This is a genomic window from Pseudomonas sp. GW823-FHT05G12 (assembly GCF_058795575.1).
In genome coordinates this window covers 1392422-1405903 of record NZ_CM179501.1, presented here as the reverse complement: position 1 = coordinate 1405903, position 13482 = coordinate 1392422, and the positions used below count along the sequence as shown (strand labels likewise).

Annotated in this window: 12 protein-coding genes; 8 read left to right on the top strand and 4 right to left on the bottom strand. The window is 59.2% G+C overall.

Annotation, left to right across the window (positions count from 1 at the left end; translation table 11 throughout):
• Position 1: 1 nt before the first annotated feature.
• The gene (locus tag AC3RCM_RS06390) at positions 2–1609 is read right to left on the bottom strand and encodes an ATP-binding protein (RefSeq protein ID WP_104886576.1); all 1608 of its coding nucleotides are present in this window, start codon (positions 1607–1609) and stop codon (positions 2–4) included.
• Positions 1606–2304 carry a response regulator gene (locus AC3RCM_RS06385; RefSeq protein ID WP_019438844.1) on the bottom strand — a complete coding sequence of 233 codons (699 nt, stop codon included), beginning with the start codon at positions 2302–2304 and terminating at the stop codon, positions 1606–1608. Before AC3RCM_RS06385 ends, AC3RCM_RS06390 begins: the two co-directional genes overlap by 4 nt.
• Positions 2305–3530: 1226 nt before the next feature.
• Between AC3RCM_RS06385 and AC3RCM_RS06380 the strand changes: the two genes are divergently transcribed.
• The 8 genes from AC3RCM_RS06380 to AC3RCM_RS06345 all read left to right on the top strand — a co-directional run bounded on the left by AC3RCM_RS06380 (position 3531) and on the right by AC3RCM_RS06345 (position 12277).
• Complete coding sequence (locus AC3RCM_RS06380; protein ID WP_100774421.1) at positions 3531–6410, top strand: ribonucleoside-diphosphate reductase subunit alpha; 2880 nt, start codon at positions 3531–3533, stop codon at positions 6408–6410.
• A 139-nt stretch (positions 6411–6549) separates the two neighbouring features.
• A complete protein-coding gene (locus AC3RCM_RS06375; protein ID WP_003254821.1) occupies positions 6550–6681 on the top strand; it encodes a hypothetical protein in 132 nt (43 codons plus the stop codon).
• Positions 6682–7121: 440 nt separating this feature from the next.
• Entirely contained in the window at positions 7122–8372 is a 1251-nt protein-coding gene (locus AC3RCM_RS06370) for a ribonucleotide-diphosphate reductase subunit beta (RefSeq protein WP_016488688.1), read from the top strand.
• A 512-nt stretch (positions 8373–8884) separates the two neighbouring features.
• Positions 8885–9238: a hypothetical protein gene (locus AC3RCM_RS06365; RefSeq protein WP_064491737.1), complete on the top strand. Its 354-nt coding sequence runs from the start codon at positions 8885–8887 to the stop codon at positions 9236–9238.
• Positions 9239–9659: 421 nt separating this feature from the next.
• Complete coding sequence (locus AC3RCM_RS06360; protein ID WP_104886581.1) at positions 9660–10196, top strand: BRO-N domain-containing protein; 537 nt, start codon at positions 9660–9662, stop codon at positions 10194–10196.
• 340 nt (positions 10197–10536) lie between these two features.
• Positions 10537–10800 (top strand): hypothetical protein, encoded by a 264-nt coding sequence (locus AC3RCM_RS06355; protein ID WP_234546500.1) that lies wholly within the window; start codon positions 10537–10539, stop codon positions 10798–10800.
• A complete protein-coding gene (locus AC3RCM_RS06350) occupies positions 10787–11521 on the top strand; it encodes an ATPase (RefSeq protein WP_457251370.1) in 735 nt (244 codons plus the stop codon). The genes AC3RCM_RS06355 and AC3RCM_RS06350 overlap by 14 nt, the downstream gene beginning before the upstream one ends.
• A 426-nt stretch (positions 11522–11947) precedes the next feature.
• Complete coding sequence (locus AC3RCM_RS06345; protein ID WP_223843555.1) at positions 11948–12277, top strand: BRO-N domain-containing protein; 330 nt, start codon at positions 11948–11950, stop codon at positions 12275–12277.
• A 259-nt stretch (positions 12278–12536) separates the two neighbouring features.
• Here the strand turns inward: AC3RCM_RS06345 and AC3RCM_RS06340 are convergent, their stop codons facing one another.
• Together AC3RCM_RS06340 and AC3RCM_RS06335 are read right to left on the bottom strand one after the other, a co-directional pair.
• Positions 12537–12866 (bottom strand): type II toxin-antitoxin system RelE family toxin, encoded by a 330-nt coding sequence (locus AC3RCM_RS06340; protein ID WP_064492301.1) that lies wholly within the window; start codon positions 12864–12866, stop codon positions 12537–12539.
• Positions 12856–13095, bottom strand: coding sequence for a type II toxin-antitoxin system RelB/DinJ family antitoxin (locus AC3RCM_RS06335; RefSeq protein WP_064492302.1), 240 nt, complete (start codon positions 13093–13095; stop codon positions 12856–12858). The genes AC3RCM_RS06340 and AC3RCM_RS06335 overlap by 11 nt, the downstream gene beginning before the upstream one ends.
• Between the last annotated feature and the right edge of the window lie 387 nt (positions 13096–13482).

The window sequence follows — 13482 nt, the reverse complement described above, 5'->3', positions numbered from 1 at the left end:
TTTACAGCGGTGCCTGCTGCCTTGGCCAGTTCAGGCTGAAGCAGGCACCGCCCAACGCCTCGCTGCGGCCCACCGTGGCCCGGCCCGCGTGCCAGTAGATGATCCGCCGTACGATCGACAGGCCCAGGCCATGCCCGCCCGAGGCACGGGTGCGGCTGTCATCGAGGCGGGTGAAGGGCGTGAAAATGCGGTCCCAGAAGCCCTCGGGGATCCCCGGGCCGTCATCCTCCACATCGATGCGGCAACGTTGCTGGCCCAGCTGATAGCTCAGGCGCACTTCGCTCTCGGCATGGCGCATGGCATTGCCGACAAGGTTCTGCAGGGCCCGGTGCAAGTAGCGCGGCTCGGCCTCGACCCAGGCGCCTTCGGCATCCGCGCCCTGGCAGTCGCCGCGCACCACCCGCACCTCGGCACGCAAAGGTGCCAGCTCTTCGATCACCCGATCGAGCAAGGCATCCAGATCGACCCGCTGGAACTTCAAGGCCGGTGCGCCCTGCTCCAGGCGGGCGTAGGTCAGCATCTCATCGACCAGCTTGTCGAGGTCCTGAATATCCCCGTCCATGCCCGCCAGATGCTTAGCCCGCACCTGTTCAGTCGTGGCGCTTTCGATCATCTCCAGGCCAAAGCGCAGGCGCGCCACCGGCGTGCGCAGCTCGTGGGACACCGCTCGCACCAGCTCACGCTGCATGGTCAGCGAGCGCTGCAGGTGCTCGGCCATGCCATTGAAGGCAGCCGCCAGGCGCCCTACCGAGTCGGCGTCGCCGGCCGGCACGCGGGTATCCAGGCTGCCCTGGGCGATGCGCGTGGCAGCAATCTCCAGGCCCGACACACGACGTTCCAGCTGACGCACCAGCAGGTAGACCACCAGGCCGATCAGGCACAGCCCCAGGAAGGCAATCAGGATCAGCAACTGCGGCGGGTAAGGGTTGAGCTGGTACAGCGGGCCGATTTCCAGTACCCATGGCGAGCCCGTCAGCCCGGCGAACACCCGGATCGAGTCACCATCCTTGCCCAGCGCCATCACCGTGTCGCCCTCCTCCACCCGGCGCCGCTGGTCATCGTCCAGGCTGACCCGCTCGATACGTTGCAAGGCAACGCCAAAGCCGAAGCCTTTTTCCTGCTTGATCTGTGCCAGACGCTGCTGCTGTTCGGCTACCGGGTAGCGCACCAATTCGTCGGCCAATAGATAGAGGGTGGCCCGCGCCAACTGCTCGCTGATCTGTTTGATCTGCGCGACCAGCATCAGGTCTTCCTGGCCCACCTTGCGTAGCACTTGCGCCGTATGCGGGCCAATCTTCTCGACCACCACCAGGCCACGGTACAGGCGCGCCCGCTGGCCACCGTCAAGGCTGCGTGCGCTCATCGGCTGCAGCGCCAACGGCACGCCAAGCAGGCGTTCCCAGATCAGCAGCGAACGCTTGCGTTGGGTTTCATTCTGCATTGCCAGGTTGTCGGCCATCAGGCTGAAGGTGCCCTGGGCCAGGCCCTCGCGGTGCTGGGCAGCGCGCACTTCGTTGACCAGGTGCAGGCTGAGCACGCCAAGCAGGGCCACCAGCACCAGCACGGCCAGCATGCCGCCGTAGATGCGCAGGAAGATCGAATTGTTCATGGCGCCTCGCCCACGAACAGGTAGCCTTTGCTGCGCAGGGTCTTGATCAACCGCGGCTGAAGCGGGTCGTCGCCGATCTTGGGGCGGATTTTCGAGATGCGGATATCGATGGAGCGGTCTTGGCCGTCGTAGCCCACGCCACGCAGTGCGGTGAAGATCTGTTCACGGGTCAGCACGCGGCCAGCGTTGCTGGCCAACAGCCAGAGCAGGTCGAATTCGGCGCCGGTCAGCTCGATCAACTGCTCGCCCAGGTGCGCCTCGCGCAGGCGGTTGTCGATACGTAGCGCACCGAAGGCCAGGTCCTGGCGCTTGCTGTCCACGGTTTCGCTGCGGCGCAGCAGGGCCTGGATACGTGCCAGCAGCAAGCGTGGGCGCACGGGTTTGCAGACGTAGTCATCGGCGCCCAGGTCCAGGCCCTGGACCTGGTCGAGTTCATCGCTGCGCGCGGTGAGCATGAGGATAGGCCCCTGGTACTGGCTGCGCACCCGGCGGCAGATGCTCAGGCCGTCCTCGCCGGGCAGCATCAGGTCGAGGATGACCAGGTCGGGCTGGCTGTCGATGATGCGCCGGGCGGCGCGGGCACCATCACCCTCCACGCTGACCTCGAAGCCGTTGGCCTGCAGGTACTCGGCGGTCAGCTCGGCCAGGCGCTGGTCGTCTTCGACAATGAGGATGCGGGGTAGGGTTTGGTCCATGACTTTGGCCTTGTTTGTTCTTGGGATCGTGTCAGGGCAGCTGAGAGTATGACTGTAGATGGGTGGGGCCTGCGAGATCGAGCGCCGCCCGCACGGCGCATCGCGAGCGAAGCTCGCTACAACGGCCTGTGTCCAACCCCCGATGTGTGCCCACCACCGTGGTAGGAGCGGGTTTACCCGCGAATACGGTGGCGGCGGCAACGGTGAACGGCGGATGGAAATTGGCCAGCAGGGCCGGCCCTTTCGCGGGTGAACCCGCTCCTACACGGCGGCCTGTGCCCAACCACCGACATGTGTCCACCCTCGATCAGGCGTAGGAGCGGGTTTACCCGCGAATACGGTACCGGCGGCAACGGTGAACGGCGGGTGGAGATTGGCCAGAAGGGCCGGCCCTTTCGCGGGTGAACCCGCTCCTACACGGCGGCCTGTGCCTAACCACCGACATGTGTCCACCCTCGATCAGGCGTAGGAGCGGGTTTACCCGCGAATACGGTGGCGGCGGCAACGGTGAACGGCGGGTGGAGATTGGCCAGCAGGCTCGGCCCTCTCGCGGGTAAACCCGCTCCTACAGGCGACCGCGCGCGGGGGAACCAGGATCTTCAGGCATGCCCCTACCGCCCCCTCGACTGAACCGTTTTTTGTGATAGGGTTCGCGCCCGAAAAAAACTGCCCAAGGGCGTCACGAAGCAGAAAAATACTGCAAACCACTTGGCACAAGGCCTACAGCGAATACCCACCATTCACTCACAAAGTACGCACACGTTATCCACAGGCGATCGCCTTGCAAAGCCCCCAATACCGCATTATCTTGTATCCCGATCGCAGCGAACCACTAGATATAGGGGTTCGTGCAAAATCACACACAAAAGTCAACCCGCAAGATCAAGCGATTTTCCGGGTGGAACTTCAGGTGATTTCAGCAGCCAAACCGCTCCTGCGGAGGCGACCGAGGCAAGCCCTTCCAGGGCCTTGTTCGGGCATGGGTGTTGCAGGCCAGCCCTGGCATCCATCAGCAACAGATTTTGGGCTCGGCCCAGAACCTTTGACTTCGGCCAGGGAGCGGCAAGCCATTGCCCCTTATTCCTGAGTCTGTCCCGAAGTCGGTACGCCCGCGCGGGCGGATGCGCATGCATTGCGCATCCCCGCGAGGTTATCGAGCAAGTGGACGGAACGGTGGGCGCCCATAAGGCGCCTGAACAATATAGAAACTGTGGAGACACCCACCCATGCAAACCGACACAACTCGCGAGAACCCGCAGGCCCAGGTGCCGCAGGCCGCCGATTCCAACCAGGATCTGGCTGCCACCGCCCCCGGCCAACTGCGCGTGATCAAGCGTAACGGCACTGTCGTCCCTTACACCGACGACAAGATCACCGTCGCCATCACCAAGGCGTTCCTCGCAGTTGAAGGCGGTACCGCCGCCGCTTCGTCGCGCATCCACGACACCGTCGCGCGCCTGACCGAGCAGGTTACCGCCACGTTCAAGCGTCGCATGCCATCGGGTGGCACCATCCACATCGAAGAAATCCAGGACCAGGTCGAACTGGCCCTGATGCGCGCCGGCGAGCAGAAAGTCGCCCGCGACTACGTGATCTACCGTGACCAGCGCGCCAAGGAGCGTGCCACCCGCGCCAACACCGACGCCGTGGTCGAGCCGCACCCGAGCATCCGCATCACCCTGGCTGACGGCAGCCTGGCGCCGCTCGACATGGCCCGCCTGAACACCATCATCAGCGAAGCCTGCGAAGGCCTGGCCGAAGTCGATGGCGACCTGATCCAGCGCGAAACCCTGAAGAACCTGTACGACGGCGTGGCCATCAAGGACGTCAACACCGCCCTGGTGATGACCGCCCGTACCCTAGTGGAGCGCGAGCCGAACTACTCGTTCGTTACCGCCCGCCTGCTGATGGACACCCTGCGCGCCGAAGGCCTGGGCTTCCTGAATGTAGCCGACAGCGCCACCCACCACGAGATGGCTGACCTTTACGCCAAGGCCCTGCCGGCCTACGTCGCCAAAGGTATCGAGTTCGAGCTGCTGAACCCGGCCCTGGCCGACTTCGACCTGGAAAAACTGGGCAAGGCGATCAACCACGAGCGCGACCAGCAGTTCACCTACCTGGGCCTGCAGACCCTGTACGACCGCTACTTCATCCACAAGGATGGCGTGCGCTTCGAGCTGCCGCAGGTGTTCTTCATGCGTGTGGCCATGGGCCTTGCGCTGGAAGAAAAAGACAAGGAAGCCCGTGCGATCGAGTTCTACAACCTGTTGTCGTCGTTCGACTACATGGCCTCGACCCCGACCCTGTTCAACGCCGGCACCCTGCGCCCGCAGCTGTCCAGCTGCTACCTGACCACCGTGCCGGACGACCTGTCGGGCATCTACCACGCGATCCACGACAACGCCATGCTGTCGAAATTCGCCGGTGGCCTGGGCAACGACTGGACCCCTGTGCGCGCACTGGGCTCGTACATCAAGGGCACCAACGGCAAGTCGCAGGGCGTCGTACCGTTCCTGAAAGTGGTCAACGACACCGCCGTTGCCGTGAACCAGGGTGGCAAGCGCAAAGGCGCTGTATGTGCCTACCTGGAAACCTGGCACCTGGACATCGAAGAGTTCATCGAGCTGCGCAAGAACACCGGTGATGACCGCCGTCGTACCCACGACATGAACACCGCCAACTGGATTCCTGACCTGTTCATGAAGCGTGTCTTCGATGACGGCAAGTGGACCCTGTTCTCGCCTTCGGAAGTGCCAGACCTGCACGACCTGACCGGCAAGGCCTTCGAAGAGCGCTACGAGTACTACGAAGCCCTGACCGAGTACAACAAGATCAAGGTGTTCAAGACCATCCAGGCCAAAGACCTGTGGCGCAAGATGCTGTCGATGCTGTTCGAGACCGGCCACCCATGGCTGACCTTCAAGGACCCGTGCAACCTGCGTTCGCCGCAGCAGCACGTGGGCGTGGTCCACAGCTCGAACCTGTGCACCGAGATCACCCTGAACACCAACAAGGACGAGATCGCAGTCTGCAACCTGGGCTCGATCAACCTGCCGAACCACATCGTCGATGGCAAGCTGGACACCACCAAGCTGCAACGCACCGTGAACACCGCTGTGCGCATGCTCGACAACGTGATCGACATCAACTACTACTCGGTGCCGCAAGCGCGTAACTCGAACTTCAAGCACCGTCCGGTCGGCCTGGGCATCATGGGTTTCCAGGATGCGCTGTACCTGCAGCACATTCCTTACGGCTCCGATGCTGCCGTCGAGTTTGCCGACAAGTCGATGGAAGCGGTCAGCTACTACGCCATCCAGGCTTCTTGCGACCTGGCCGATGAACGCGGCGCCTACGAGACCTTCCAGGGTTCGCTGTGGTCCAAGGGCATCCTGCCGCTGGATTCGCAACAGATCCTGATCGAGGCCCGTGGCCAGAAGTACATCGACGTCAACCTGGAAGAAACCCTGGACTGGGCGCCGGTACGTGCCCGCGTACAGAAAGGTATTCGTAACTCGAACATCATGGCCATCGCGCCAACCGCGACCATCGCCAACATCACCGGCGTGTCGCAGTCGATCGAGCCTACCTACCAGAACCTTTACGTGAAGTCGAACCTGTCGGGCGAATTCACCGTGATCAACCCGTACCTGGTTCGCGACCTCAAGGCCCGCGACCTGTGGGACTCGGTCATGATCAACGACCTGAAGTACTACGACGGTTCGGTACAGCAGATCGAGCGTATCCCGCAAGAGCTGAAAGACCTGTACGCCACTGCGTTCGAAGTCGAGACCAAGTGGATTGTCGACGCGGCTTCCCGTCGCCAGAAGTGGATCGACCAGGCGCAGTCGCTGAACCTGTACATTGCCGGCGCCTCGGGCAAGAAGCTGGACGTGACCTACCGCATGGCCTGGTACCGTGGCCTGAAAACCACCTACTACCTCCGTGCCCTGGCCGCCACCAGCACCGAGAAGTCGACCATCAACACCGGCAAGCTCAACGCCGTTTCCAGCGGTGGCGACAGCGCCCCGGTCCAGGCAGCCGGCCCAGCGCCAGTGCCGAAGGCCTGCGCGATCGACGAGCCTGACTGCGAAGCCTGCCAGTAAGGCCTGAATGCCGTGCGGGGTGCCTACGGGTGCCCCGCGCGGCATTTTTGTATCCGCGTCTCAGAGAAACCTTGCCCTTTGCCCACTGTTCACGCAGCTCGGTAAAAGAACAGGACCTCTCAAAAAAGGATGTAAGCCCATGGCGCGGAAAAAACTGGCATCTCGCAAGATTGGTCGCAACGCCGAAACCGGCCGTTTCACCTCGGTGGAACAGGCACGCAAGCACCCCAAGACACACATTGTCGAAACGCTGTACACCCACCGTAGCTAGTGGTAGCTGGCCTCATCTCCGGCAAGCCCGCGGTGAGGCCGATTCCGCCAATACAGCCCTCAGAAACACCATATGATGTGCCTTAAAATTTAAACTGGCACAACATATAGGTTGGCGCTACACTCTCCCCCCGTAGAAGAAGCCACCCGCTTCGTGAACGGACGCACGCCAAACCGGTCAAAAAAGTTACCCTCGCCGGCAAGACACGCGCCCCGATCGAAGGTGAATTCCGGTATACTTTGCGCCCTCTGAAAAGAGCACCTATTCAATTGTCCTGGCCCCTCCCAGAGGCCTGGCCAGGCACAAGCCAGAACACATTCAGATGTAAACGAGAGTCAGCCTCTCGAGCTGTCCATTCGCCGTTACGGCCTTGCGTCAGGCATCACATTCTTAAAATCCAACCGGTTGCCCCAGGGCGACCCTCAAGCAGGAGCCAAACCATGCTGAGCTGGGACGAATTCGACAAAGAAGACGGCGAAGTAGCCGCCAAAGGCAACACCCCTGCGCAGGCCGCTGCCGCCGCCACCCTCGACAAGCTCGACAGCGCCGGTGGTGCCGCCGCCCTGGAGGCCCGTGCGGCCACCGCTTCTGACTCCGATGCCGTCAAACGTGCCAAGGCTGCCCTCGACGCCCTCGACGTTGCCGAAGGCCTGGCCGAGCTGGAAGGCTCCTCGGCCCGCGTTGCAGTCGATGAAAAGCGCATGATCAACTGCCGCGCCGACCTCAACCAGCTGGTACCGTTCAAGTACGACTGGGCCTGGCAGAAGTACCTGGACGGCTGCGCCAACCACTGGATGCCGCAAGAGGTCAACATGACCGCCGACATCGCCCTGTGGAAGAGCCAGGACGGCCTGACCGAAGACGAGCGCCGCATCGTCATGCGCAACCTCGGCTTCTTCTCCACTGCCGACTCGCTGGTTGCCAACAACCTGGCCCTGGCCGTGTACCGCCTGATCACCAACCCGGAGTGCCGCCAGTACATACTGCGCCAGGCCTTCGAAGAGGCGATCCACACCCACGCCTACCAGTACTGCATCGAGTCGCTGGGCATGGATGAAGGCGAGATCTTCAACATGTACCACGAGATCCCGTCGGTCGCTAAAAAAGCCGCCTGGGGCCTGAAGTACACCCGCGCCATCTCCGACCCGGAATTCAACACCGGCACCGTCGAAACCGACAAAGAGCTGCTGCGCAACCTGATCGCCTACTACTGCGTTCTGGAAGGCATCTTCTTCTACTGCGGCTTCACCCAGATCCTGTCCATGGGCCGCCGCAACAAGATGACTGGCGTTGCCGAGCAGTTCCAGTACATCCTGCGTGACGAGTCGATGCACCTGAACTTCGGTATCGACGTGATCAACCAGATCAAGATCGAGAACCCGCACCTGTGGGATGCGGCGATGAAGGAAGAAGCGACCCAGATGATCCTGCAAGGGACCCAGCTGGAGATCGAATACGCCCGAGACACCATGCCACGCGGTGTACTGGGTATGAACGCGGCGATGATGGAGGACTACCTCAAGTTCATCGCCAACCGTCGTCTGACCCAGATTGGTCTGAAAGAAGAATATCCGGGGACTACCAACCCGTTCCCTTGGATGAGCGAGATCATGGACTTGAAGAAGGAGAAGAACTTCTTTGAGACGCGGGTGATTGAGTATCAGACGGGTGGGGCGTTGAGCTGGGACTGATCTCCAAAGGGCTGCCGAAAGGCAGCCTTTTTTGTTGAGAAAATAAATCGAGGCCAAAATTGTCGAACAGCATGATCGATCTATTTTTAAAGCTACTCAATGAAAGGCACAATGAACTTAAAAGCAAGGTAGCCCACCTCCTTAAAGCATTGGCAAGCGAGGATTTAGGCACCAAAAAGAAAGCCGCTCAAGAAGCACTTTCCGCGGCCGAAAACCTGAAGCTCGTAATTCCCTCTACTGATGTACCAAACTGGTTACATAGCATAATACACTATATCAGTGGCCAGTTAGGACCGAATTGGAGAAGCTCTGTACTACTACAAAGCTTAATCCCGAAACTTCCTTCTCTCAATGAACACACTTGGAACATTAACGACAACAAAAGCTCAGCTATAGACTTCGACGGTGTCTTCGAACTTTACAGAAAATAAAGCAGACTGCCCGAGCTATTCTCAGAAATAGTAAAAATACTGGAAAGCATAAAGGATAGCGGGGATGTTGACAGCCTCAGTATGATTGAGGCTCTCGCAAAGGTCATATCTACAATTAAGAAATGCAGCAGCGGCTCCTACTTTTCAGTCAACGGTGCCTGGGCGTTCTTAACCAGTTTCTTGAACAACTATCTATGGGTAGAACTGGGGAAAATTCCTGTTTTAGGCAGTGCTTTTGAAGCCTTAAGAAAAACGATAGACGAGACTGAAGCCGAGATTGAAAAAGTAAACTCCCTAGTCAAGCAAGATCTTGACAAGCGAGCAAAAACAGAAATCAAGGCGATTGGAACCGCAAACTTTGAATTTGTCACCTATGGAAAATCAGGGACGTTGATTGAGCGCTCATCCAGTTCAAATTTAGAAACTGAGTCCTAAGCTTATCCACTGCTATCGAAGCGATCAAAACCAAACCGAAAAATAGGTATCGATGAGACAATTTCAGACATGGACTACAGCTTTTTTGTTTGACGGCTTCGCCTGATGGAATTACCTTTTTTATCGGCGCCTAAGAAACGCCTCACGTAGCGGTCAATCCGCCCCGACAGATGCGGCTTTTTTTTGCCTGTGGTTTAATCCTGCGCGCAGAAAACGTGTTATGTCGGGAGCGGACTAATACAAGACCCGCAAGGGGAATACGTCCGGTCCGCTACGTGGGATTTCTTAGCTCCCGACACCCAGCCCTAAGAAAGCTGTAATCACGTAGAGGTAATGGAAATGCCCGTCAAATCCGATAGTTACAGGCTTTTCGCACATGCGTCTCGCCTGTGCCATGCTCAAAGGACCACGGAGGCCAGCCATGACTGACCTTCAAAAACCCTCTCTCTTCATCCGCCACAACCGCCCTCTCCACACCCTCTGGCTCGAATCCCAAGCCTGGTTCTGCGCCCACGAACTCGGCAGACTGAGCGGTCACTTCTTCGACGAACACTGCATGCGCAAGCTCGACCCGGACCAGTACCGCACTGTGCCGCTAGTGCGCTATGGCAAATACCAGGAGACCACCATGGTCAGTGAGTCCGGGGCCTATACCTTGTTGGCGCATCACCATGTGCCAGAGAACCGCCATTTGCGCTGGTGGCTGACGCATGAGGTGGTGGCGGTGCTGCGTGATGCTCAGGCTGACGGGGCAGGCGATGCGCCCCGGCTGGGGCAGATGTGCTGGCCTGGTGGGCGGAGTGCGACGTTGCTTTATTGGCAGAGTGAGCCTTGGGTGAGGATGCGGGATATGCCGGTGGTGCTGGCTGGGGAAGTTGAGCTGCCGGGGCCGGTGGAGAAGCGCAAATTGAGTTGGCGCGAGTGTGCGCAGCGGGCGCTGCGGATGCATGGGGTTTAGCGGGCGATTTTTGTCTGTTCTGACCCTTTCGCGGGTGAACCCGCTCCCACACCGAACTCGGATGCCTGGACTGATTCCGTTAGCCTAAACAGCGTTTGCGTGCTCTGCTAATACGCGGTTCCGGCTATTGCAGAACCAGTGGGAGCGGGATCAGTCTACTGCAAGTCAGTGAGCCAATTGGGGCCGTTTTGCGGCCCTTTTTGGGCAGGCTCTGCTGCTTTTGTAGGATTTTGATTCAACACTGCCCGCAAAAACCACACTCGCGGCCTTCTGGTTATCTGCCAGGGCTATTACACTGATTAGCAATCAATCTACGCGTGTGATCGAATCAGGAAAAGCTATGGCAATCTTGCGCGAGAACCAGCTTAGCGACGAGGCTATCGAGAATCTGGAGAACCAGATCCCAGAGATGGCTGCAGCTGCTACACGCCTTGCGTATTTCCGGGCTGTTGCAGCGGGGCATACGGTTGTCACCGTCGACAACAACCACATCATCGCAACCCACGCTGATGGCCATGTTGAAGTGCTTGCAGAAACCAAACCGAGCCTGAAGGTGAAGACCGGACAGCGCTTCACCGTGCGCAAGCTTAGTGGGCGCGCCTAAGCTTCGCGTTTTTGCCCGCCCTAATGGGTCTCGCAAAAGCACCATCAAGGACCAGATTCCAGATCGGCTGGTCAACCTTTACGTCAATGCTGATGAACTTGAAAAGTCTGCCAAAACGACAGGGTTCATCGACCTGAGTGATTATGGCCTTGAGCTCACCGAGCAGGCATTACGGACCTATCTCACCCAGCATCCATTGATCATAAGGGCAGGACTGCAGGAGAGCGCAGGCCGGCTAACACTCGTAGGCCAAAAAATCGAATTCCGAGGCGTGGATGTAAATTCCTACCACGCTGCAGTCATTGCAGACCTCATCCGCCATCAATTGCTCGAACGCAGAATCAGCTTCACGTTCGAGACAGTGATGTCCTCTTCGGAGAAGGTTCGATTCATGGAAACGGCTCAGCAGATGGGCTACCGGACCTACCTGTATTTCGTAGCCACCGATTCACCGCAGATCAATATTCTTCGGGTAGCAAACCGGGTCGATGATGGCGGGCATGACGTCCCGAGAGACAAAATTACCCAGCGCTATGCTCGAACACTCTCACTGCTTCCAGAGGCCATTTCCGCAGCAAATCGGGCTTATATTTTCGATAACTCCGGAGATGAGTCTGTCTTTCTTGCAGAGATTACTGATGGCGCCACGCTGGAGTTTCATCAGGACGACATGCCAGATTGGTTCATCAACGCCTACCTGAGCCGGGTTTGGGAATCTTGATGAACTGGCTGAAGGCAAGAGGAGTGCGACGGCACAGCTTCTGCTTTCTTGCATGAACTGCTGGAGCTAGGGAGCGCTCGATCTCATCCGGTCAGTCGCTCCGCAAAAAAAGAGGCCCCGCCCACGCCGACAAGAGGGGTACGGCACAACGAGGTGCCGGGACTGGACATGCCAGTCTACGTGGTCGAGGGCGAGGCCAGATCTGAAAATAGCGCAGGGTTGCGGCCGGTCCACAGGCGATTGGATTGAATTTGTAAACCATGTCCTCTCCACACCCTCTGGCTCGAATCCCAAGCCTGGTTCTGCGCCCACGAACTCGGCCGGCTGAGCGGTCATTTCTTCGACGAACACTGCATGCGCAAGCTCGACCCGGATCAGTACCGCACGGTGTAACTGCTGCGCTATGGCAAGTACCAGGAGACCACCATGGTCAGCGAGTCCGGGGCCTATACCTTGTTAGCTCATCATCATGTGCCGGAGAACCGCCATTTGCGCCGGTGGCTGACACATGAAGTGGTAGCGGTACTGCGTGATATTCAGGCAGATGGGGCGGACGATGCGCCGAGGCTGGGGCGGATGTGCTGGCCTGGTGGACGCAGCGCTACGTTGTTGTATTGGCAGAGTGAGCCTTGGGTGAAGATGCGGGATATGCCGGTGGTGCTGGCTGGGGAAGTGGAGCTGCAGGGGCCGGTGGAGAAGCGCAAGTTGAGTTGGCGGGAGTGTGCGCAGCGGGCGCTGCGGATGCATGGGGTTTAGCGGGCATTGTGTTGCCTGTGCTGGCCTCTTCGCGGGTTCAAACCCGCTCCTACAGAGATCGCAGTTTGCCGGCGTTACCTAGCAAGCTGGTCTGCCTGACTTGGCAATGAGCCCTCTGGGCTGATGGGGGACCTGTGTGGGTTCATCGAGGCGTTGAACCGTCGCGAACACCGGCGAAGCCGGTGCCATTCACCGAGTCGGATTCTTCGCGGGCACGCCCGCTCCCACCGAAGCACAGCTCTAGCTTTGAGGCGGTGTTTTACCTTGAGATTTTGGCCTGGGGCTGCCAAACCCTATAGGCCCACTCAAGTCGCTCAGCAGCCTTTTTGTGAGCTTGGTCCCGCTCACGACGATCGACAGCGACGACAAGAACCACGATCTCTTGGTCAATGACCTGATAGACCAGCCTGTACCCACTGCTGCGAAGCTTTATTTTGTAGCAATCTGGCAGCGAGTGAAGGCGGTTTGCCTCGATTCGAGATTTCAGCAGGACCTCTGCCAGTTTCTTCTTGAACTGCTGACGCACGGTATCGCCCAGCTTCTTCCACTCCTTCAATGCGCGGGCATCGAAGTCGAGGCTATAGGTCATCCAGCTGGACCCTCACGCGCTGCGGAGAACCAAGACGCTCTTGTACGGTCGCAATGAGGTCTTCATCTTCCTCGGTCATAAGGACTGGCCTGAAGGGTAGCTTGCCCCGCTCAGCGACATATTGCAGAGCCTGCCGCATGAGCTCGGAGGGGGTTACACCGAGGCGCTCGAGCTCTTTGTAGGCGCGGGCTTTGAGATCATCGTCGACGCGGATGTTGATGGAAGCCATGGCTTGGCCCTCATGTAAAGACGACTGTCATTACAGCGCACTGATCTTGGTGATTCTGCAATGATGGATTGTTTGCCGGGGCCGCTGTGCGGCCCTTTCGCGGCACAAGGCCACCCAGGGAATCGCGTAGCACGGGAGATTTGCCAAGATAGCTGGCGGCCGTGGCGCCAGGGAGCGCTCGATCTTAGCCGGGAAGCGTTGCGGAAAAGGAAGAGGCCTCGCCCACGCCGACAGGAGGGGTACGGCACCAACGAGGATGCCGGGACTGGACATGCCAGTCTGAGTGGTCGAGGGCGAGGCCAGATCTGAAGATAGCGCATGCTCGCGGATGGGACCACTGCTGATTCGATTTGATTTGTAAACCATGTCCCCGGTTTGAGGTGCGAG

Excerpts from the sequence above, each read along its gene's own strand:
- AC3RCM_RS06335 (WP_064492302.1), bottom strand. The coding sequence starts at position 13,095 with ATGGCTTCCATCAACATCCGCGTCGACGATGATCTCAAAGCCCGCGCC.
- AC3RCM_RS06340 (WP_064492301.1), bottom strand. The coding sequence starts at position 12,866 with ATGACCTATAGCCTCGACTTCGATGCCCGCGCATTGAAGGAGTGGAAG.
- AC3RCM_RS06355 (WP_234546500.1), top strand. The coding sequence starts at position 10,537 with ATGGCAATCTTGCGCGAGAACCAGCTTAGCGACGAGGCTATCGAGAAT.
- AC3RCM_RS06360 (WP_104886581.1), top strand. The coding sequence starts at position 9,660 with ATGACTGACCTTCAAAAACCCTCTCTCTTCATCCGCCACAACCGCCCT.
- AC3RCM_RS06385 (WP_019438844.1), bottom strand. The coding sequence starts at position 2,304 with ATGGACCAAACCCTACCCCGCATCCTCATTGTCGAAGACGACCAGCGC.
- AC3RCM_RS06390 (WP_104886576.1), bottom strand. The coding sequence starts at position 1,609 with ATGAACAATTCGATCTTCCTGCGCATCTACGGCGGCATGCTGGCCGTG.
- AC3RCM_RS06380 (WP_100774421.1), top strand. The coding sequence starts at position 3,531 with ATGCAAACCGACACAACTCGCGAGAACCCGCAGGCCCAGGTGCCGCAG.
- AC3RCM_RS06370 (WP_016488688.1), top strand. The coding sequence starts at position 7,122 with ATGCTGAGCTGGGACGAATTCGACAAAGAAGACGGCGAAGTAGCCGCC.
- AC3RCM_RS06375 (WP_003254821.1), top strand. The coding sequence starts at position 6,550 with ATGGCGCGGAAAAAACTGGCATCTCGCAAGATTGGTCGCAACGCCGAA.
- AC3RCM_RS06345 (WP_223843555.1), top strand. The coding sequence starts at position 11,948 with ATGGTCAGCGAGTCCGGGGCCTATACCTTGTTAGCTCATCATCATGTG.
- AC3RCM_RS06365 (WP_064491737.1), top strand. The coding sequence starts at position 8,885 with ATGATTGAGGCTCTCGCAAAGGTCATATCTACAATTAAGAAATGCAGC.